This window comes from Pseudomonas sp. GW821-FHT10B02, assembly GCF_059415665.1.
In genome coordinates this window covers 25,648-46,358 of record NZ_JBWKNR010000002.1, presented here as the reverse complement: position 1 = coordinate 46,358, position 20,711 = coordinate 25,648, and the positions used below count along the sequence as shown (strand labels likewise).

Below are 20,711 nucleotides of genomic sequence, written 5' to 3'. Positions count from 1 at the left end.
GATTGTACCTGCGCAGGCCGCCAGGCAGTGTAGGATTCCGTCACCCTCCTCCTTGAGCGAGCCACTTTTATGCAGCTGACCCATCGCCCCGTCCAGGCCACGGACATCGCCACTATCTGCTGTTTCCCCCAAGGCCCGGAGGAGCTGTTCTACATGTTCCCCAAAGCCCAGTATCCGCTGACGCCAGCGCAACTGAGCGATGCCATCGCGCAACGCGAGGGCTCGACGGTGGTCGAGGGCGACGGCACGTTGCTGGCCTTTGCCAACTTCTACAAGGCCGAGCACGGCGGTGTCTGCGCCCTCGGCAATGTGGTGGTAGCCCCGGCTGCACGCGGCCATGGTGTGGCGCGGTATCTGGTGCAGAGCATGATCGAGCTGGCCCGTCAGCAGTTCGATGCCCGTGAAGTCTGGGTCTCCTGCTTCAACAGCAATACCGCCGGGTTGTTGCTTTATCCACAGCTGGGTTTTACCCCTTTCGCCATCGAGGAGCGCCAGGGGCCGGGCAATACGCGGGTAGCCTTGGTGCAAATGAAGCAAGTGCTGTAGCGGATCGATGACGCCCTCTGCATTCAACGATTGCATCCGCCCTCCAGCCTCCAGTAGCATTGAGAACAATTATCAATAACATACTGGCGCTTGCACTTTCATGGATACGCCCAAGTCTTTGCAACGGGATGTCGAACACCTCTATCTCGAATACAACGGCTGGCTGCGCAACTGGTTGCGCAAGCGTTTGAGCGAAAGTGCCGATGCCGACGACCTGGCCCAGGACACCTTTGTGCGGGTGATGCGCTCGCGCCAGCCACTCAACGAATTGCGTCAGCCCCTGGCGTATCTGGCGACCATTGCCAATGGCCTGCTGGTCAATCGCTGGCGGCGCCAGGCGGTGGAACGGGCGTATACCGAAGCACTGGCAGCGCAACCGGAAGCGGTGGCGCTGTCGGCCGAAGATCATTACCTGTTGATCGAAACCCTGGTGGAGATCGATGCCCTGCTGCATGGCCTGGCGCCGAGGGCGCGGGAGATTTTCCTGCTGTCGCAGCTCGATGGCCTGACCTATAAGCAGATCGCCGCGCACATGGGACTGAGCATCGATCAGGTGCAAAAGTCCATGAGCAAGGCCTTCGCCTTGTGTTACGCCAGCCAGTACGAGTGAGCGCCATGTCCGCCCAGGCACCTCACGAGCGCCCTATTGCCCCTGGCATCCGCGACCAGGCGATTGCCTGGTTCACCCTGGCGCAATCCGGCGACATCAGCCCTCAGGAGCATCAGCAACTGCAACAGTGGCGCCAGGCCGATCCGGAGCACGAGCGGGCCTGGCAGCGGCTGGCAGGCATTCCCCGACAGTTGCAGCAACGCGCCGCGCAACTGAACAATCCGGTAGCCCGCAATGCCTTGCAGCACACCCGGACCCTCGATGCCAACCGCCGCCAGTTGCTCAAGGCCTTTGTCGGCATCGGTCTGTTCGGCGCCAGCGCCTGGCAGGCCCGCGACAGCCTGTGGCTGCAAGGGGCGCTGGCGGACTATCACACGGTGACCGGCGAGCGCCGTCACCACACCCTGGGCGATGGCACTCAGGTCTGGCTTAACACCCGCACTGCGCTGGATGTGCGCTACAGCGCCGGTGAACGCCTGCTGGTGCTGCATCAAGGCGAAATCGACATCCTCAGCGGCCAGGATGCCTCCGGCAGGCCGTTGTTGGTGCACACCGCGGAGGCACGTCTACGTCCGCTGGGCACCCGCTTCAACGTGCGCAGCGAACCCAACGGCCACGGTACCCTGCTGTCGGTGAGCAGCGGTCAAGTAGCAGCCAAACCGTTTACCGGGGGTATCGAGCAGGTTATCCCCAGCGGTCAGCAGGCCCGTATCGATCAATACGGCATAGCGGCGCCGCAACCCATGGACCAGAGCACAACCGCGTGGATCGACGGCTTCATCGTTGCCCAGCGCATGCGCCTGGGCAGCTTCATCGCCGAGCTGTCGCGCTATCACGTCGGGGTCTTGCGCTGCGACCCGGCCGTTGCCGATCTGTACCTGACCGGGTCCTTCCCGCTGAACAACATTGAGCAAATCTTCGCCCTTCTGGAAAAGAGCCTGCCGGTGCGTCTGCAACGGCGCACACAGTACTGGATCACGGTGACCGCTCGAGTGTGAAAAAGCCTGTGGAAAAAAAGTTCGCGTAAAGCGGCAGGTTTCTCATTCTCGTTTGGCTATAGAGGAAATCCCGCCGACTGCCTGCGGGCCCACTCCTCCGATCACGGATATCCGTCATGCTTCTGCGTCCCCACCCGCTGGCCCGTGCCATCGCCACCACCCGTGCCTCCCGGCTTAGTCTGGCCCTGATCGGTGGGCTCAGCCTGAGTCATCTGGTCGTTCCCAGCGCCCAGGCCAGCGAGGTGCAACAGCGCACCACAGTGAACTTCAACATTGCCCCTGGCCCCCTTGACCAGGTGCTTGGCCAGTTCGGTCGCCAGGCCGGCATCGCCCTGTCCACCGACGCCCGGCTGACTGCCGGTAAATCCAGTGCCGGACTCAATGGCCAGTACGAGGTGACCGCTGGCCTCGCACACATCCTCGCCGACAGCGGCTACCGCGCCGAACAACAAGCTGACGGCAGCTACCTGCTGGTACCACACGCCAGCGCCAGTACTGGCACGGTAATGGAACTGAGTGCGACCACCATCCAAGGCCAGGGCATGGGTGAAGCCACCGAAAACTCCGGGTCGTACACCACCGGCTTGACCAGTGTCGGCTCCAAGACCCCGACCAGTATCAAAGACACTCCGCAATCGGTGTCGGTGATCAGCCAGCAGGCTATCGAAGACCTGCGCATGACCAACCTGTCCGACGCCATGAAGCGCACCCCCGGCATCACCGTAAAAAACGGTAACTTCCGCCTGCCCAAGTTCGCCTCTCGCGGGTTCGGCATCGACAACATCCAGATCGATGGCGCCGCGCCCATGGACATCGGTTCCGGTATCGGCACCTTCTATGGCGACAAGATCTACGACCTGGCCGAGTTCGACCACGTCGAAGTGCTGCGCGGCTCGTCCGGCCTGCTTGGCGGCACGGGCGATCCGGGTGGCATCATCAACCTGGTGCGCAAGCGCCCACTGGATCAATACCAGCTCAAGCTCAACACCTCCGCCGGCTCGTGGGATAACTACCGCAGCGAAGTGGATGTCACCGGCCCGCTCGCGTTCGACGGCAAATTACGTGGGCGGATGGTCGCCGCCTACAGCGACCGTCAGTACTTCATGGATAACCGCAGCACCGAGAAGCCACTGATCTACGGCATTCTCGAAGCGGACCTGACCGAGGCCACCATGATCACCCTGGGTGGCAGTTACGAGAAAACTCACGAGAACGGCACCGGCGATGGTTTGCCGCGCTACAGCAGCGGTGGCGACGTCAAGCTACCGCGTCACAGCTGGTATACCACCAACCAGTCCTATATGGACGGCTACGCCGAAGAACTGTTCGCCAAGCTCGACCACCGCTTCAACGACGACTGGAAACTCAACACTTCCTACACCTACTCCTACGACACCTCGGACACCGAAGGCATCATCCCTTATGGCTCGGTTGATGAAACCACCAACACCGGTCCCTACTGGTGGGGTAGCTATGTGTCGTCTTGGAGCAAGCAGTCGGTGTTCGACGTCAACCTCTCGGGCACCTTCGAAGCCATGGGCCGTCAGCATGAACTGCTGGTCGGCGCCGACTACCAGAAGGTCACCAGCCGCTGGCGCGCCGCCAGAGGCATGGTCGGTAAAGGCGGCCTGATCGATCTGTGGGACCCGCAATCGACGCCACTGAGCTCGAATGAGTCCGACCATGATTTCTGGCGCGACTACAGCCCCAACACCCGCGAGCAATATGGCCTGTACTCGACGTTGCGCCTGCAGATCAGCGATCCGCTGAAACTGATCATCGGTGCCCGCGCCCAGCGTTACAAATACGAGCAGGCCTACCAGACCAAGACGGATGATGTGTGGAAATATGAATCGGAAATCAGCCATCGCGAACCGACCAAACTGGTGCCTTACGGTGGCCTGATCTACGCCCTGAATGATCAATGGTCGGCCTACGCCAGCTACGCCGAAGTGTTCAAACCCCAGGCGCAAAAACTCAAAGGCCCTGAGGGCAACAGTTCGGCGGTCGAAGCCATGACCGGCAAAACCTACGAAACCGGCCTCAAAGGCGAACTGTTCGGCGGCGCGCTGAACCTGACCACTGCGCTGTTCTACACCGAGCGCGAGAACGAAGCAGTCACCGATCCGTCTTACCCACAGGCACCTTTCAGCTACAGCGGCTCATGCTGCTTTATCGGCCAGGGCAAGGTCATCAGCAAAGGCATCGATATCGAAGCCACCGGCGAAGTGATGCCGGGCCTTGAAGTGATCGCTGGCTACACCCTCAACCTGATGGACAATCAGGGCGAACAGAGCGACTACACCAGCATCACCCCCAAGCACCTGTTCAAGCTCTGGTCGGTGTACACCCTGCCCAACGACTGGTCGGCCTGGCGGGTCGGTGGCGGGGTGAACATCCAGAGCAGCAATTTCGTCAAAGGCACCGCCTACGATTTCGATAGCGGTGGCAACGTGACCAACGAGAAGCCCTTTGACTTCACCCAGGGTGGTTATGCCGTTTACGACGCCATGCTCGAGTACAAGGTCGACGAGCACTGGAGCCTCGCCCTCAATGGCTACAACCTGTTCGACCGCCGCTACTACGCCACAGTCGGCACCTCGGAGTTCGGCAACTACTACGGTGAACCCCGCAACTACATGCTGACCTTGCGCGGCGCGTTCTGATCAGGCTCTGACAAAGCGCTGCCTGAGCAGGTCGCTCAAGGCATCCACCAGCAGCACCAGTACCAGCATGGCGATGATCACCGTGCTGGCCTGGGCTTCCTGAAACAGGCTCAAGGTGGTGTAGAGCATCTGCCCCAGACCACCGGCGCCGACAAAGCCGAGCACGCTGGCCATGCGGATATTGTTTTCCCAGCGGTACAGGCTGTAAGCCAGCAACTGCGGCCAGAGGTTGGGCAAGGTGCCGAAACAGAACGCAGCCACCTGACTACCGCCCTGCAGGCGGATGGCCGCGGCCGGCTCTGGCGGGGTATTTTCCAGTGCTTCGGCAAACAGTCGGCCAAGCACGCCAGTCGTATGCAGCGCCAGCGCCAGGGTGCCGGCATTCGGCCCCAGGCCCGCCGCCAGCACGGTCAGCGCTGCCCATACCAGTTCAGGTATTGCCCGCAAGGCGTTGAGCAACAAACGTGCAGCACCTTGCAGCGGCCAACCGAAACGCCCGGCCGCCGGCAAGGCTATCAACAGGCCGAGCATCACCGCGAGCAGCGTGCCAAGGCCGGACATGGCCAGGGTTTCCAGGGCGCCCTTGGCCACCGCGCGCAAATGCTCGGGGCTCAGGTCAGGGCTGAGAAAACGCGCCGCATAGGCGCCCATCTGCCCTAGCCCGCCGTTACCGAACAGCGCCTGCAAGTCGAGGCTCAGGTAGGCAAACGAACCTGCCACCGCCGCTAACAAAGCGAGGATCAGCGCGGCATTGATCAGCCGTCTCATGCCAACCTCCCGCGCAACAGCCGGCTCAGTTGATCGGCCAGCCACACCAGCAGCAGGAAGGCCAGCAGCATGCTCGCCACCTCGGCACCGGCGAACATGCGCAGCGACAGATCGATCTGCTGCCCCAGCCCGCCGGCACCGACAAAGCCCATCACCACCGACGCGCGGATCGCACATTCCCAGCGATAGACCGTATAGGACACCAGCTCCGCCGCCGCATCCGGCAGGATGCCGTAGAAGAAAGCGCTCAGGCGACTGCTGCCTGCCTGCAACAGCGCATGCGCGGGACGCTGGTTGATCGATTCGAAGATCTCGGCGTACACCTTGCCGAGCATGCCGCTGTAGGTGATGGCGATGGCCAGCACCCCGGCGGTCGGGCCCAGGCCTACGGCACGAACGAACAACAACGCCCAGACGATTTCCGGCACGCTGCGCAGAAAGATCAGCAACCCGCGAACCGGCAGACGCACGGCACGCGACCAGAACCCCAGGCGCCCCGCACGCGAGGCGGCGCCCAGGGACAGCGCCCGGCTGGCGAGCAGACTGGCCGGTATCGCCAGCAACAAGGCCAGGGTCATGCCCGCCGTGGCCATCGCCAGGGTTTGTAAAATCGCTTCCCATAACAGGGCAAGGAACTCGGGATCATGCGCAGGCGGCCAGAAGCCACTGACGAAATTGCCCATCTGGCGACGGTTTTCAGCCTCCAGCAGCACACCGGGATTGAGCTCGCTCACATGGATGCCGGGCCACAGCAAAGCAATTGCCAGCAGGGTCAGCAACAGCCTCGGCAGGGCTGCCGGGTCGCGTTTGTCAGCCGTCAGCATCGTGGGATCTGCAGGTTCAGCGTCGGCAGCGGCACCTGTGGCGAGCCCAGGTGCTCGTTGGCATACAGCGCATCGAGCATGTCGGCGGAAACCTCAGAGGCCGGGCGATCGAATGCCACCTGCCCTTCGCGGATACCGATCACCCGCGGAAAATGCGCCAGCGCCAGGTCCAGTGCATGCAGGCTGGCGACTAGGGTAATACCGCGTTCGCTGGCATGCTGGTTGAGGGTTTTCAGGCTGTGCTCGGCCAGCACCGGGTCCATGGCCGAGACCGGCTCGTCGGCGAGCAGGATTTCCGGCTGCTGGTACAAGGCCCGGGCGATACCGACCCGCTGCAACTGCCCGCCTGACAGCTGCCCGCACTGGGCGAAGAGCTTGTCGGCCATGCCCAGCCTGGACAACACGGCGCGCACGCCGGGTACATCCGAGGGATGCAACAGATTGAGCAGACCGCGCAAGGTGCTCCACTGTCCCAGGCGCCCGGCCAGCACCGCAGTCACCACCCGCTGCCGGGGTGGCAGCGGCGGTGCCTGATGGATCAGCCCGATCCGTGCGCGCAGACGCTGGCGCGCTCGCGCCGACAACCGCCACGGCGCCTCACCGAGCAGCTCGACACTGCCGCTGGTAGGCGCCAGGGCGCTGGCGATCAGTTGCAGCAAGCTGGACTTGCCGGCACCGGAAGGGCCGATGATCGCCACCCGTTCGCCAACCTCTACGCGCAGATCGATCGCCTGCAATGCCTGAACCTGACCATGACGCAGACTCGTAGCGTTGAGCTGGATCGTCACTTGAGCAACTCAGCAGCGCGCGCAGCCTCCTCGATGCCCTTGTAGTTGTCCGGGCTGGTTTCGATGAAGCGGCTGGCGGCCTGCAGGTCGAGGATTGCCTTGTCGGCAGGGTTGGCCGGATCGAGACTCAGGAACGCCTGCTTGATCTTCTCTTTCAACGCAGGATCGAGGCTGCCGCGTACGGTCCAGTTGTAGTCGTAGTAGCTCGGGGTGGTGGCGAACACCTTGACCTTGCTGGTGTCGACCTTGCCCGAAGCCACCAGTTTGTCCCAGACGCTGGCGTTGAGCACACCGGCATCGACCTTGCCGGCCTGGACCCAGGCGGCGGTGGCGTCGTGGGCACCGGAATAGGCAACCCGGCTGAAGTAGCTCTCCGGCTTGATGTTGTCATCCTTGAGCATGAAGTAGCGCGGCATCAGGCTGCCGGAGGTGGAGGAAATCGAACCGAAGGCGAAGGTCTTGCCCTTGAGGTCGGCCAGGCTCTTGATCTCGGGGTTGGCGGTGATGAATTTGCTGGTGAATTTGGCATCCTGCTCACGCTGCACCAGTGGTGTTGCAGTCGGACTCTTCAGGTGCACTTGAACAAAGGTGAAACCGCCCAGCCAGGCCATGTCCAGGCGGTCGGTGGCCAGCGCCTCGACCACTGCCGGGTAGTCGGCGACCGGCACGAACTCGACCTTCATGCCCAGCTTCTGTTCCAGGTATTCGCCCAGTGGCTTGAACTTGCGCAGCAGCTCGGTTGGCGCCTCGTCAGGAATGGCGCTGACCTTCAGGGTATCGGCCGCCTGGGCCAGGAGAGATGAGCAAGACAGCACGAGGCCGGCGAACAGCGCCAGGGGACGTTTGAGCATGAGGGATTCTCCGGTTCAATAGCGGGGAAAGAGCCAACATCAGGCTGGCTCCAGAATTATAAGAGGCATCGGCGCAAAGACCAGCTTTGCTACAATCGGGCCTCACGATTTTTCGAGGTGCGTATGAGCGAGCCGATTCGTCTGACCCAGTACAGCCACGGCGCCGGTTGTGGCTGCAAGATCTCTCCGAAGATGCTCGAGGTGATTCTCGCCGAGAGTGGCACCCAGGCCCTGGACCCGAAGCTCTGGGTCGGCAATGCCTCGCGCGATGACGCGGCAGTCTACGCCCTCGATGACGAGCGCGGTGTGGTCTCGACCACCGACTTCTTCATGCCGATTGTCGATGACCCGTACGACTTCGGGCGCATCGCCGCCACCAACGCCATCAGCGACATCTACGCCATGGGCGGTGACCCACTGATGGCCATCGCCATTCTCGGCTGGCCGATCAACGTGCTGGCTCCGGAAGTGGCCCGCGAAGTGATCCGCGGCGGTCGCGCGGTGTGCGCCGAGGCTGGTATTCCGCTGGCCGGCGGTCACTCCATCGATGCCCCCGAGCCAATCTTCGGCCTGGCGGTGACCGGCGTGGTGCAAAAGCGCCACATGAAGCGCAACGATACCGCTACTCAAGGTTGCCGCCTGTACCTGACCAAACCCTTGGGCATCGGCATCCTCACCACCGCCGAGAAAAAAGCCAAACTGCGCGACCAGGACAAGGGCCTGGCCCGCGACTGGATGTGCACCCTCAACACCCCCGGCAGCCGCTTCGGCAAGCTGGCGGGCGTCAAGGCGATGACCGACGTTACCGGTTTCGGCCTGCTCGGCCACCTGGTGGAGCTGGCTGACGGCAGCGGCTTGAGTGCACGCCTGAATTACAGCGCGGTACCGCGCCTGCCGAGCGTCGAGCACTATCTGGCCGAAGGCTGTGTGCCAGGCGGCACCCTGCGCAACTTCGACAGCTACGGCGAGAAAATCGCCCCGCTGAGCGATGAACAGAAGCACCTGTTGTGCGACCCGCAAACCAGTGGTGGCCTGCTGGTCGCCGTGGCACCCGAAGGTGAAGCGGAGTTTCTCGCTGTCGCCGCCGAGCTGGGCCTGAGCCTGGCGCCGATCGGCGAGCTGGTTGAGCGACAGAGCCATGCGGTTGAGGTGCTGTAATGCGTGACAACAGCACCGACTACCGCCAGCTGTTCTTGAACGATGTACCGATGATGGACATGCGCGCCCCGATCGAGTTTGCCAAGGGCGCCTTTCCCAACGCGATCAACCTGCCCCTGATGAACGACCTCGAGCGGCAGAAGGTGGGCACCTGCTACAAGCAGCAGGGCCAGCAGGCTGCCATTGCCCTCGGCCATCAGTTGGTCAGCGGCCAGAGCAAGGATCAGCGCATTGCCGCCTGGGCTGAATTCGCCCGGGCCAACCCCGAGGGGTATCTCTACTGCTTTCGCGGCGGCCTGCGCTCGCAGATCGTCCAGCAGTGGCTCAAGGAAGAAGCCGGTATTCACTACCCCAAGGTAATCGGTGGCTACAAAGCCATGCGTAATTTCCTGTTTGAAACCACCCAGCAAGCGGTTGCCGAATGCGACTTCGTACTGATCGGCGGGCTTACCGGCACCGGTAAAACCGAAGTGCTGCAGATGCTGGAAAACGCGGTCGACCTGGAAGGCCACGCCAACCATCGTGGCTCCAGTTTCGGCAAACGTGCCACCGCCCAGCCTGTGCAGATCGACTTCGAAAACCGCTTGGCCATCGACGTGCTGAAAAAGCGCGCTCGCGGTATCGAGCAGTTCGTCCTGGAAGACGAAGGCCGAATCGTCGGCAGTTGCTCACTGCCGCTGGAGCTGTACCAGGGCATGCAGCATTACCCGCTGGTGTGGCTGGAAGACAGTTTCGACAACCGTGTCGAACGCATCCTGGGCGACTACGTGACCAACCTGTGCGCCGAATTCGTTGCCCTGCACGGTGGCGAACAAGGCTTCAGGCTGTTCGCAGAGCGCCTGCAACAGAGCATGGGCAACATCCTCAAGCGCCTGGGCGGTGAGCGTTACCAGCGACTGTCAGCCTTGTTGCAACAAGCCCTGGAAGAGCAGCAACGCAGTGGCGCCGTCGACCTGCACCGCGCCTGGATCAGCGGCCTGCTCAGCGAATACTACGACCCGATGTATGCCTTCCATCGCGACAGCAAGGCCGAGCGCATCGAGTTTTCCGGCAACCGGGTCGAAGTACGCGAATACCTGCGGGCCCGTGCCGCCCGGCATCGATAACCCGGTTTATGCAGGCTCGGCCAGCTTGAGCAATTCATCGGCACGAGCCTTGGTCATGTCCAGCACACAGCCCGCACCATTGAGCTGATCGATGGTGCCGCCGGTGAGGCTGAAGTACAGCTTGCAGTTGGCGTCGCGGTATTTGATCCATAGCCGCTGGGCGTCGCGCAACTGAGTTTGCTGAGCCGGTTCCAGGGCCGCTATGGCCTTCTTGTACGCACTGTTCAGGCGGGCGTCCTGACGCTCGATCTCGGCGCCGTTGCAGTTGTTCATGTCCAGTGTGGACTGGGCGGTTTGCATACATTGGCTGTAGGCGGGCGAATCGCTCTGGGCGACGGCGAAGGGGGCAATGGCGGTCATCATAGCGATGGTTAAAAGAGGATGTTTCATTCGGCGAACTCCTTGTAAGGGCCGCTCAGAATGCAGGGCACAGGCGCCTTCCACAATAGGACGCCATAGGCAGAACCTGTAGGAGCGGGCCTTGTCCCGCGATCTGCCGCAAAGCGGCAGCAAACCCTGCCGACGCGGTGTGGCAGGTATACCGCAAGTACAGGTTTTACGGCTGCTTCGCACCCGATCGCGGGGCAAGGCCCGCTCCTACAGACTCGCTACACACCTCTGCAATGCGCTCGCGCAACCAGCGGTGCCCCGCCTCGCCCTCCCGGCGCGAGTGCCAGGCCTGCTGAAAACCGAAGGCCTTGATCGCTAACGGTGGCTCAAAACGACGCAGACGCGGGTCGAGCCTGCCGATCTCGAGGCTACGCCGGGCAACAGTGAGGATCAGATCGGTACCGGCAATCACCTCCTGTGCCGCCGCCCAGTGTGGCAATGTCAGGGCGACGCGGCGACGGGCGCCGATGGCGCTGAGGGCCAGGTCGATTTCGTTGTCGATGCCTGGTCGTACCGCCACCAGTACATGTGGGCGCGCCAGCCACTCAGGCAGACCGAGCCCACCGCGAGACGGCAAGCCGCTGCGATCGGCAATACAGGTAAAACGCTCTTCAAACAGCGTTTCAACCCGCAATTCGGCGGCCAGCTGCGGAAACACCCCAAGCGCCAGATCGGCCTCACCATCGAACAAATGCCCCAGCATCGCCTCCCGGCTGCCCTGGATGACCACCAGGTCAATCTCCGGTGCTTCGTCACGCAGCACCCGCATCAGCCCCGGCAATACCACCCGCGCACCGTAATCCGACATGGCCAGGCGAAAACTGCGGCGCGCCTTGCGCGGGTCGAAGCCGGGATGAGCAAGCAGCCCGTCGAGCTGCTCCAGGGCCTGCTGCAACGGCTCGATCAGGGCTTGAGCGCGGGCCGTGGCCTGCAGGCGCCCACCCCGGCGCACCAGCAACGGATCGGCAAACAGTTCACGCAACTGCGCCAGGGCATGACTGACCGCCGGCTGGCTGCGGTGCAGGCGCATGGCGGCGCGTGATACATGCTGCTCGACCAGCAAAGCATGCAGGGTCAGCAACAGGTTCAGATCAATACGGCGCAGATCATCCATCAGGCGAATAACTCCTGTGCAGCATTCGAATTTCCATTAACACAATGCATAGCCAAGACTTTACCAAGCCATTTTCCAGGAGTCTTGCCATGAGTCTGTCTTTCGCCCCCGCCGCCCTGCTGCCGCTGATCATCGCCTTGCTGGCGGGTGCGGCGGTGCCGTTTCAGGCCGGCAGTAATGCCGCTTTGGGGCGCTTGCTTGGCCATCCGTTGTGGGCAACGCTGGTGTCCCTGGGGGTGAGCGTACTGATGGTGATTCCGGCCCTGCTGGTGTTGCGCGCGCCGCTGCCGCAGCTCGGCGCCCTCGCCCAGGCGCCCTGGTGGGCCTGGCTCGGCGGCGTGGCCGGCGTCGCCTACATCACCGCGGCGCTGATGCTCACCCCGCGCCTGGGCGCTGCCGGCTTCATCGTCTGCGTGATCGCCGGTCAGGTGCTGTCATCCTTGTTGATTGATCAGTGGGGGCTGATGGGGCTGGCGCAGCGGCCGGTGAACGGGCTGCGCCTGGCCGGGGTTGGCCTGATTGTGCTCGGCATGTTTGTGGTGCAATGGGGGACTTCGACGACGCGCTAGATGGTGTCCGGATCAATCGGCTGGATACTCGGCTGCGGCTCCAGGGCGCGATTCATTTCAAACCTGAGGCTGGGTGCTTCAAGGGCAAAATGGATCACCACACCCAGGACCACAATCAGTGCGCCGTCCAACCAGTGCCAGCCGGGTATCGGCACGCCCTGACGAGCCTGACGACACCACCAGGCTTGCCCCAGGCAAAAGCCGAAGATCGCCAGCAACCAGAGGTAAAACCCTGGCGCAAAGTGGGTAAGGTTGACGAAGTTGTAGCTGCGATTGTCGGGCATTCGGTCGATTCCGAAACTGCTCAATGCCAGGCCCAGCGCGGCCAATCCCAGCACCAGCGATACCCAGCGCCAACGACGGTGCAACAGCATCGCCAGGCCCAGCAAAGGATTGGCGAACCAGCCATACATACCGAACACCAGGCCCCAAGGGCCATACAACAACGCTTGCAGCGCGTGCAGGCGCCCGTCGCCGGTCATGTACATGGCGTTGAAACACAGGCTTGCCAGAAACAGCAGCAGGGTCAGCGAAACATAACGGTTGAGCATGATCACGCAGCACGCTCGAACAGCAGACCGTAGAGCCCCGAATCAGACAGCTCCCCGGCCACACACCAACGCTCGCGCAGCACCCCTTCAAGGACAAACCCCAACCGCTCAAGGGTACGTGCCGAAGCGCTGTTACGCGGATCGATCTCTGCCTCAAGGCGGCGCATGTTCAGGTCCCGGGACAGATACTTGACGAAGAGCTCCAGCGCCTCGCCCATGAAACCCTGCCCTTGGGCAGCCGTGGCCAGGCAGTAGCCGATTTCGCCCCGGCGCGAGTCGCTGTCGAAGTTGGAACACTGGCACATGCCGATCAGCTCATCGCTGTCGCGGCGATAGATGCCGAGCTTGAGCAACTGCCCCCGTGCGTAGGCCTGGCGATCAGCCGCAAGCGCTGCCTGCGCCTGGTCGATATCACTCCAGGGCGCGTGATTCCAGAAACGCATGACCTGTGGGTCGGCCATGATCGCCAGCCATGCAGCGGCATCCTCGGCGCTCATGGGCCGCAAATGCAAACGCGGGCTTTGCAGGCAAAGGTCCTGGGGGAATGTGTAGGGGTGCGGCACGGTAGAACTCCTGTCCTGTCCGAAGAGCCGCACAGTCTACCTCAAGGTTGCCAGGCGCTGGTCGTGGGTACAGGCGCCTGGCGTCACCGTCATCAGGCGACTGCAGCCCCCTCGTCGTCTGGCCAGATCGGTTCGTTGGCTTCCAGCGGTGGCAGGCCATAGGCCGCACGGGCGGCATCGCAACTCGGGTTGGGCTGACCATCGACCCAGGCCGCCTCGAATTCGCGGCAAGGGGTGGAGCGCTGCTCATAAATGCCGCAGCTGACGCCTTTACCAATCTCACCCTCAAGGCTGATGCAACGGCAGGGTTTGCTGTCGGTGCCGATCATCGCCACCCGGGTGGGGTTGATCTGTACCACCAGGTCGTCGGGCACCAAACCTCCGGACGATTGACACTCACCCCAGAAAAAAGACACACGGAAAAACCCGCAGCAGGCGCCGCAGTTCAAACAAGGATTATGTTCGGACATGATGAGGAAACGGGGGGGCAAGTTTATCGTTATTGGGAGAAAACCCGTCGCCATTCTATGCTTCGCCAAGGCTTTGGGAAGGGGGGAGATGTAGAAATATATTGCGTCTGACAGGCGGTTGGATGCGCCCTGGTGGGAATGATCGCGGGGCAAGCCCGCTCCCACAGAAATGGCCCTGTGGGAGCGGGCTTGCCCCGCGATGGACTTGCTTACTTCTGAGCCTTGCCCACCCCATCAGCCCGGAACATCTGACGAATGCCCCGCACGGCCTGGCGAATCCGGTCCTGGTTCTCGATCAGGGCAAAACGTACATGATCGTCGCCATAGTCACCAAAGCCGATACCCGGCGACACACACACCTTGGCCTCGGCCAGCAGCTTCTTGGAGAACTCCAGCGAGCCCAGGTGTGCGTACTCCTCAGGGATCTTCGCCCAGACGTACATCGACGCCTTGGGGTTCTCGACCATCCAGCCCAGCTCGTGCAGACCTTTGACCAGCACGTTGCGGCGCTGGCGATACTGCTCGGCAATGTCGCGTACGCACTGCTGGTCACCTTCCAGGGCAGCAATTGCCGCCACCTGCAGCGGCGTGAAGGTGCCGTAGTCGTGATAACTCTTGATCCGCGCCAGGGCACTGACCAGCTCCGGGTTACCGACCATGAAGCCGATACGCCAGCCGGCCATGTTGTAGCTCTTGGACAGGGTGAAGAACTCCACCGCGATGTCCTTGGCGCCCGGTACCTGCATGATCGACGGCGCCTTCCAGCCGTCGTAGACGATGTCGGCGTAGGCCAGGTCGTGGATCACCAGCACGTCGTATTGCTTGGCCAGCGCCACCACCCGTTCGAAGAAGTCCAGCTCGACGCACTGCGCGGTCGGGTTTGAAGGAAAGCCGAGAATCATCATCTTCGGCTTGGGGATCGACTCGCGGATGGCCCGTTCCAGCTCGTTGAAGAAGTCTACGCCCGGCACCAACGGCACCGAACGCACCTGGGCACCGGCAATCACTGCGCCGTAGATATGGATCGGATAGCTGGGATTGGGCACCAGCACCGTGTCGCCATGATCCAGGGTGGCCAGCATCAGGTGGGCCAGGCCCTCTTTCGAGCCGATGGTGACGATGGCTTCGCTTTCCGGGTCGATTTCGACCTCGTAACGATCCTTGTACCAGCGCGAGATGGCCCGACGCAGGCGTGGAATGCCGCGGGATGTCGAGTAGCCATGAGTGTCATCGCGCTGGGCGACCTGTACCAGTTTTTCAACGATGTGCGGCGGCGTGGCCCCGTCGGGGTTGCCCATGCTCAGGTCGATGATGTCCTCGCCACGACGGCGAGCGGCCATCTTGAGTTCGGCGGTGATGTTGAAGACGTAAGGGGGGAGACGATCAATGCGCGCAAAGCGGCGCGGCGAACCTTGGTCAGCCATGGCTTCCTCGAAGACGTAAGCGCCCGGAACCGTCCGAGCGACGTTGGCCACTGCGGTGGCCGAGGCGGCAAGATAGAACGTCGCGAGGGTGGCTGTAAAGCGCTTTTGCTCGTGGCCGGGCACCCGCTCCAGGCCACGATGCATTAGCTCATCAGCGGATCGGCTCGAACTCCAGCGCGCGCCAGGTGGCTATATCCAGCCCTGTTGACGGCAGCAGATCGCTACCGCGCACATAGCTGAACGGCTTGGTGAGATCGCCCTGATGAACGCGGCGATCGTCACCTTCGGACTCACAAATCAGCGTGTAGGAGTACCCACGCATGTCCTTGTATCGCGCATCGTCGCGATCCAGCGCATCCAGGCAATCGGCAACCTGCTTATCGCTCAGCGCCAGCCGCTTTTGCAGGTTCACTTGCCAGCGCGTCAGGCAGGTTTCGGCAAAGTGACGCACCAGCAAGCCTGGCTCGGGCAGGTGCTTGCCATTGCCGGCACCATCCCTGGAGGCGTTGCCCACCAGCGAGGCATGCCGCCCTGGCAGCGGGTAGATGTGTGTACGGGTATCAGGATGGGTTGCCGGTATCACGCAGGCAAAGCCCTTGGAGCGTTCGTCACGCGAGTAGAAGCCCACATACTCCCTGACGTTGGCGCGCAGGTGCAACCGGTGCGGTTGCAGGTTGTTGATCCCCGGAACGGGGTCGATGGCGAAGATATTCACCGGCACCTGGCTGAGCTCGGGATCATCGGCCATGGCGTTGGCGAGCATATGGCAGCTGATGCCGCCGCGGCTCCAGCCAACGATATTGACCTGGCTGGGGATCGGCCCACCCTTGCGGTGCAACTTGATGATGCCTTCCTGCAACTCCTGCTGCGTAACGCCACGGTCGCCGTAGTCATAGTGACGCCAGAACCAGGAGCCTTCCTTCTTCACATCCTCGATTGGCGCGCCCGCCGACTTGAGGAGATTGTATTGCTCCTCGGTCAGCTTTTCCCGTTGCCAGCTGCAGCGGCCCTTGATCACCTGCAGGGCATGGGCAACATTCTGTTCCCAGCCTGCGCCAAACAGGGTTCCGCTCAGGCCGTACGCCTTGTTCTCGATAAACAGATCGTCGTTTTGCATGTTGCCGCTGCCAGGGCCATCGATGGCGACCCAGTGGGCGAACTCGCGGCCCTGGTCGTTGGCGGCCAGGGTCGCGACCAGTTCGCCATTCCAGAAATTGGGGTTGCGGTCGTCGAAACGGTGCGAACCGGTGCCGCAGAAGTACACAGTCAAAACGCTCATGGTGGGGCTCTCCTCGGGTTGAAGTGGCCGCACACTAACAACAGCGAAGCGCGTCAATCAGTCGGCAATCCTGCCTGTTGGAGAGCGGTTTTCCAGGCAAAAAAAAGCCCCGGACGTTTGCGCCCAGGGCTTTTTTCAGCACATCGGTATCAATGTGCGTAGGTCAGCAGCAGCTCGGTCGGCACCTTGGTGTCGAGCGACATCATCACGCTCAGGGCAGTGATGGTGAAGATCGAGAACACGAACAGCTTGCGGGCCCACAGGCGATCATCGACAGCCTTGTAGCCGGTCCAGGCCATGTACAGCCAGTACATGCCCATGGCGGCGGCAACCGCCATGTAGCTCATACCGGCGTAACCGCCCAGGGTCAGCATCAAGGTCGCGACCAGGAACGCCACGATGTACCAGAGGATGTGCTTCTTGGCCACCAGGATGCCGCGCTTGACCGGCAGGACCGGAATCGAAGCAGCCAGGTAGTCGTTGAAGCGGAAGATCGCGATGGCATAGGAATGCGGCATCTGCCAGAGGCTGAACATCACCAGCAGGGTCAGGGCAGCCAGGTCGAAGCTGTTGCTCACGGCGCAGTAGCCGATCACCGGAGGCATGGCACCGGACAGGCTGCCAACCAGGGTGCCGTGCACCGATTTGCGCTTCAGGTACAGGCTGTAGAAACCCACGTAGATGATGAAGCCGATCAGGCCGAACAACGCCGCCAGGGCATTGGCCTGCACATACAGCAGGCCAAGACCGGCCACCCCGAGCAGGGTGGCGTAGGCCAGCGCGACTTTCAGCGAGATCTGGCCCTGAACCATTGCACGGTTCTTGGTGCGCTCCATCTTGATGTCGATGTCACGGTCGATGCAGTTGTTGAACACGCAACCGGACGCCACCACCAGCGAAGTGCCAATCACCGTGGCCAGGAACAGCATGAAGTCGACATGCCCTTGCGCGGCAAGGAAGAAACCGCCTGCCACAGAAAGCACGTTACCGAAAATGATCCCCGGTTTGGTGATTTGGATAAAGTGCTTAACGGACATGTCGTCTTACCTCACTTCGCCATCATGCTGGTGTGGATGCTGAACATGATCCACAGCGACAGGCCGACCAACAGTGCAATGACCATCACGGTGAACAGGAAGGTCGACACGTTGGAGCTCTGCTCTTTGGAACGGTCCATGTGCAGGAAGTACACCAGGTGTACAACCACCTGAATGACCGCCAGGGCCACCACCACCATGATGGTGATGTCCTTCGGCATGCTCGGGAACATCACCAGGCCGAACGGAATCGCGGTCAGGATCACCGACAGGATGAAGCCGATCACGTAGGACTTGACGCTACCGTGGTTGCCCTCGGCGTGGCTGTTATGTGCGTTTGCCATTTACAGAACCCCCAGCAGATACACGACGGTGAACACGCAGATCCAGACCACGTCCAGGAAGTGCCAGAACAGGCTCAGGCAGCTCATGCGGGTCTTGGCGGTACCGGTGATACCGTGCTTGTTGATCTGGTACATCATTACCGCCATCCAGATCAGACCTGCGGTTACGTGCAGACCGTGGGTACCGACCAGCGCGAAGAACGCCGACAGGAAGCCACTGCGCTGCGGGCCGAAGCCCTCGGCGATCAGGTGATGGAACTCATAGACTTCCATCGCGATGAAGCCGGCACCGAACAGGAAGGTGATGGCCAGCCAGCCCAGCACGCCGCCCTTGTTGCCTTTGAACATCTGCAACATGGCGAAGCCGAAGGTGATACTCGAGAACAGCAGCAGTGCGGTTTCGACCGCGACAAAGTCCAGCTGGAAAATGTCGTGACCCGACGGGCCGCCGGCAAAACTGCCGGACAGCACCGCGTAGGTGGCGAAGAGCGACGCAAACAGGATGCAGTCGGTCATCAGGTACAGCCAGAAACCGAAGACGGTCATCTGGCCCGAGTCGTGGTGGTGATCGTCATGCCCATGGTCGTGACCATGAGCATGAGTGTCTGCATTGATTACATGACTGGACATTGATTAAACCTGCTCAAACGATTTGACACGCGCGCCAGCCGGCGAACCGGTAGCCAGGCCCAGGGCCTTCATGCGCTCACCTTCGATACGCGCCACTTCTTCGGCAGGAACCATGTAGCCCTGGTCGTCACGCGCAGCGTGAGCAACGAAGACCGCGATGGTGCCGACCAGGCTGGCAGCAACCAGCCACCAGATGTGCCAGATGAAGGCGAAACCGAATACGGTGAGCAACGCACCCATGAACACACCGGTGGAGGTGTTGTTCGGCATGTGGATCGCTTCGTACTTGGCCGGAACCTTGTAAGCCTTGCCGGCTTGCTTGGTTTCGTGCCAGGCGTCCAGATCGACGTTCTCAGGCATGGTGGCGAAGTTGTAGAACGGCGGTGGCGACGAAGTCGACCATTCCAGGGTACGGCCGCCCCATGGGTCGCCGGTCACGTCCATGTTGTCCTTGCGATCGCGAATCGACACGTACAGCTGGATCAGCTGGCAGGCGATACCGAACAGGATCAGCACGGCGCCGAACACGGCTACGTACAGGTAGGGTTCCCACAGTGGGTTGTCGGAGTGGTTCAGACGACGGGTCATACCCATGAAGCCCAGTGCGTACAGTGGCATGAAGGCCACGTAGAAACCGGAGATCCAGAACCAGAAGGCAGCTTTGCCCCACTTCTCGTTCAGGGTGAAACCGAAGGCTTTCGGGAACCAGAAGGCGAAGCCGGCAATGTAGCCGAATACCGCACCACCGATGATCACGTTGTGGAAGTGAGCGATTACGAACAGGCTGTTGTGCAGAACGAAGTCAGCACCTGGAACAGCCAGCAGTACGCCGGTCATACCACCGATCGAGAAGGTAATCATGAAGCCCAGGGTCCACATTACCGGCGCGGTGAAACGCAGACGGCCCTGGTAGATCGTGAACAGCCAGTTGAACAGCTTAACCCCGGTCGGAATCGAGATCAGCATGGTCGCCAGACCGAAGAAGGTGTTGACGCTGGCGCCAGAACCCATGGTGAAGAAGTGGTGCAGCCATACCGCAAAGCCCAGTACCGCGATCGCGCCCGAAGCGTAGATCATCGACTTGTGGCCGAACAGGCGTTTGCCGGCGAAGGTCGAGGTGACTTCCGAGAACACACCGAAGGCCGGCAGGATCAGGATGTAAACCTCAGGGTGACCCCAGGCCCAGAACAGGTTGACGTACATCATCGGGTTCCCACCAAGCTCGTTGGTGAAAATGTGGAAGTCCAGATAACGGTCAACAGTCAGCAGAGCCAGAGCGGCGGTCAGGATCGGGAACGAAGCAACGATCAGGACGTTGGCCCAGGTGCAGGTCCAGGTGAAGATCGGCATGTCCATCAGCTTCATGCCAGGCGCGCGCATTTTCAGCACGGTGGCGAGGAAGTTGACACCCGTTAGCGTCGTACCTAGACCCGATAGCTGTAGCGCCCAGATGTAGTAGTCGACACCCACGCCAGGACTGTACTGGATACCCGCAAGCGGTGGGTAAGCTACCCAACCGGTCTTGGCGAACTCACCAACACCCAGGGACACGTTGACCAGCACGACGCCGGACACCAGCAGCCAGAAGCTCAGGGAGTTGAGGAACGGGAAAGCAACGTCACGCGCACCGATCTGCAGAGGCAGGGCCAGGTTCATCAGGCCGGTGAAGAATGGCATTGCCATGAAGATGATCATGATCACACCGTGAGCGGTGAAGATCTGGTCATAGTGTTCGGGAGGCAGGTAGCCCTCGGAGCCGCCGGTGGCCATGGCCAGCTGCGTGCGCATCATGATGGCGTCGGCAAAGCCGCGCAGCAGCATGATCATCGCGACGATGATGTACATCACCCCGATTTTCTTGTGGTCGACCGAAGTCAGCCACTCGGACCACAGGTAGGTCCATTTTTTGAAATAGGTGATTGCACCGATCAACGCGATACCGCCGAGCGCGATCATGGCAAGTGTCACCATGACTATCGGCTCGTGATACGGAATCGCATCCAGACTTAGTTTACCGAACATCTC

General features: G+C 61.7%; 22 protein-coding genes. 7 read left to right on the top strand and 15 right to left on the bottom strand.

Going from position 1 to position 20,711, the window contains the following annotated elements:
• Positions 1-69: 69 nt before the first annotated feature.
• The 4 genes from AC07OF_RS03160 (at position 70) to AC07OF_RS03145 (ending at position 4,820) form a co-directional block, all read left to right on the top strand.
• Positions 70-546: a GNAT family N-acetyltransferase gene (locus AC07OF_RS03160; RefSeq protein WP_476445989.1), complete on the top strand. Its 477-nt coding sequence runs from the start codon at positions 70-72 to the stop codon at positions 544-546.
• Between the two features lie 100 nt (positions 547-646).
• Positions 647-1,156 (top strand): sigma-70 family RNA polymerase sigma factor, encoded by a 510-nt coding sequence (locus AC07OF_RS03155; protein WP_157194101.1) that lies wholly within the window; start codon positions 647-649, stop codon positions 1,154-1,156.
• Positions 1,157-1,161: 5 nt separating this feature from the next.
• On the top strand, positions 1,162-2,154 hold the full coding sequence (locus AC07OF_RS03150; protein ID WP_198325380.1) for a DUF4880 domain-containing protein: 993 nt from the start codon (positions 1,162-1,164) through the stop codon (positions 2,152-2,154).
• Between the two features lie 116 nt (positions 2,155-2,270).
• On the top strand, positions 2,271-4,820 hold the full coding sequence (locus tag AC07OF_RS03145; protein WP_495072571.1) for a TonB-dependent siderophore receptor: 2,550 nt from the start codon (positions 2,271-2,273) through the stop codon (positions 4,818-4,820).
• On the opposite strand, the gene phnE is transcribed toward AC07OF_RS03145, so the two are convergent.
• Genes phnE through AC07OF_RS03125 form a run of 4 tightly spaced genes read right to left on the bottom strand, consistent with a single transcriptional unit; the run spans position 4,821 to position 8,051 of the window.
• Complete coding sequence (gene phnE / locus AC07OF_RS03140; RefSeq protein ID WP_157194105.1) at positions 4,821-5,588, bottom strand: phosphonate ABC transporter, permease protein PhnE; 768 nt, start codon at positions 5,586-5,588, stop codon at positions 4,821-4,823.
• Positions 5,585-6,412, bottom strand: coding sequence for a PhnE/PtxC family ABC transporter permease (locus AC07OF_RS03135; RefSeq protein ID WP_157194107.1), 828 nt, complete (start codon positions 6,410-6,412; stop codon positions 5,585-5,587). The genes phnE and AC07OF_RS03135 overlap by 4 nt, the downstream gene beginning before the upstream one ends.
• Positions 6,406-7,200 carry a phosphonate ABC transporter ATP-binding protein gene (locus tag AC07OF_RS03130; protein WP_495072570.1) on the bottom strand — a complete coding sequence of 265 codons (795 nt, stop codon included), beginning with the start codon at positions 7,198-7,200 and terminating at the stop codon, positions 6,406-6,408. The genes AC07OF_RS03135 and AC07OF_RS03130 overlap by 7 nt, the downstream gene beginning before the upstream one ends.
• The gene (locus AC07OF_RS03125) at positions 7,197-8,051 is read right to left on the bottom strand and encodes a putative selenate ABC transporter substrate-binding protein (protein ID WP_038614546.1); all 855 of its coding nucleotides are present in this window, start codon (positions 8,049-8,051) and stop codon (positions 7,197-7,199) included. The genes AC07OF_RS03130 and AC07OF_RS03125 overlap by 4 nt, the downstream gene beginning before the upstream one ends.
• 123 nt (positions 8,052-8,174) lie before the next feature.
• Between AC07OF_RS03125 and selD the strand changes: the two genes are divergently transcribed.
• Positions 8,175-9,209 carry a selenide, water dikinase SelD gene (selD, locus tag AC07OF_RS03120; protein WP_038614547.1) on the top strand — a complete coding sequence of 345 codons (1,035 nt, stop codon included), beginning with the start codon at positions 8,175-8,177 and terminating at the stop codon, positions 9,207-9,209.
• Positions 9,209-10,315 (top strand): tRNA 2-selenouridine(34) synthase MnmH, encoded by a 1,107-nt coding sequence (gene mnmH, locus AC07OF_RS03115; RefSeq protein WP_157194110.1) that lies wholly within the window; start codon positions 9,209-9,211, stop codon positions 10,313-10,315. Before selD ends, mnmH begins: the two co-directional genes overlap by 1 nt.
• Before the next feature lie 6 nt (positions 10,316-10,321).
• On the opposite strand, the gene AC07OF_RS03110 is transcribed toward mnmH, so the two are convergent.
• Complete coding sequence (locus tag AC07OF_RS03110; protein ID WP_157194112.1) at positions 10,322-10,705, bottom strand: lysozyme inhibitor LprI family protein; 384 nt, start codon at positions 10,703-10,705, stop codon at positions 10,322-10,324.
• Between the two features lie 166 nt (positions 10,706-10,871).
• Positions 10,872-11,819, bottom strand: coding sequence for a LysR family transcriptional regulator (locus tag AC07OF_RS03105; protein ID WP_157194114.1), 948 nt, complete (start codon positions 11,817-11,819; stop codon positions 10,872-10,874).
• 89 nt (positions 11,820-11,908) lie between these two features.
• Between AC07OF_RS03105 and AC07OF_RS03100 the strand changes: the two genes are divergently transcribed.
• Positions 11,909-12,388, top strand: a complete 480-nt coding sequence (locus AC07OF_RS03100) for a DMT family transporter (protein WP_157194116.1) — start codon at positions 11,909-11,911, stop codon at positions 12,386-12,388.
• Here AC07OF_RS03100 and AC07OF_RS03095 read toward each other — a convergent pair.
• From AC07OF_RS03095 to cyoB, 9 genes are all read right to left on the bottom strand, one after another.
• Complete coding sequence (locus AC07OF_RS03095) at positions 12,385-12,939, bottom strand: hypothetical protein (protein ID WP_157194118.1); 555 nt, start codon at positions 12,937-12,939, stop codon at positions 12,385-12,387. The genes AC07OF_RS03100 and AC07OF_RS03095 overlap by 4 nt on opposite strands.
• A 2-nt stretch (positions 12,940-12,941) precedes the next feature.
• Positions 12,942-13,502: a GNAT family N-acetyltransferase gene (locus AC07OF_RS03090; protein ID WP_038614551.1), complete on the bottom strand. Its 561-nt coding sequence runs from the start codon at positions 13,500-13,502 to the stop codon at positions 12,942-12,944.
• 92 nt (positions 13,503-13,594) lie between these two features.
• Positions 13,595-13,972: a YkgJ family cysteine cluster protein gene (locus AC07OF_RS03085; protein ID WP_038614553.1), complete on the bottom strand. Its 378-nt coding sequence runs from the start codon at positions 13,970-13,972 to the stop codon at positions 13,595-13,597.
• A gap of 209 nt (positions 13,973-14,181) precedes the next feature.
• Positions 14,182-15,396, bottom strand: a complete 1,215-nt coding sequence (gene alaC, locus AC07OF_RS03080) for an alanine transaminase (protein ID WP_157194806.1) — start codon at positions 15,394-15,396, stop codon at positions 14,182-14,184.
• A gap of 151 nt (positions 15,397-15,547) precedes the next feature.
• On the bottom strand, positions 15,548-16,675 hold the full coding sequence (locus tag AC07OF_RS03075; protein WP_495072569.1) for a hypothetical protein: 1,128 nt from the start codon (positions 16,673-16,675) through the stop codon (positions 15,548-15,550).
• A 149-nt stretch (positions 16,676-16,824) separates the two neighbouring features.
• Complete coding sequence (cyoE, locus tag AC07OF_RS03070; RefSeq protein ID WP_107023660.1) at positions 16,825-17,712, bottom strand: heme o synthase; 888 nt, start codon at positions 17,710-17,712, stop codon at positions 16,825-16,827.
• A gap of 11 nt (positions 17,713-17,723) precedes the next feature.
• On the bottom strand, positions 17,724-18,056 hold the full coding sequence (cyoD, locus tag AC07OF_RS03065; RefSeq protein ID WP_157194123.1) for a cytochrome o ubiquinol oxidase subunit IV: 333 nt from the start codon (positions 18,054-18,056) through the stop codon (positions 17,724-17,726).
• The gene (locus AC07OF_RS03060) at positions 18,057-18,686 is read right to left on the bottom strand and encodes a cytochrome o ubiquinol oxidase subunit III (RefSeq protein ID WP_157194124.1); all 630 of its coding nucleotides are present in this window, start codon (positions 18,684-18,686) and stop codon (positions 18,057-18,059) included.
• A 3-nt stretch (positions 18,687-18,689) separates the two neighbouring features.
• A complete protein-coding gene (gene cyoB / locus AC07OF_RS03055) occupies positions 18,690-20,708 on the bottom strand; it encodes a cytochrome o ubiquinol oxidase subunit I (protein ID WP_157194126.1) in 2,019 nt (672 codons plus the stop codon).
• Positions 20,709-20,711: the final 3 nt, after the last annotated feature.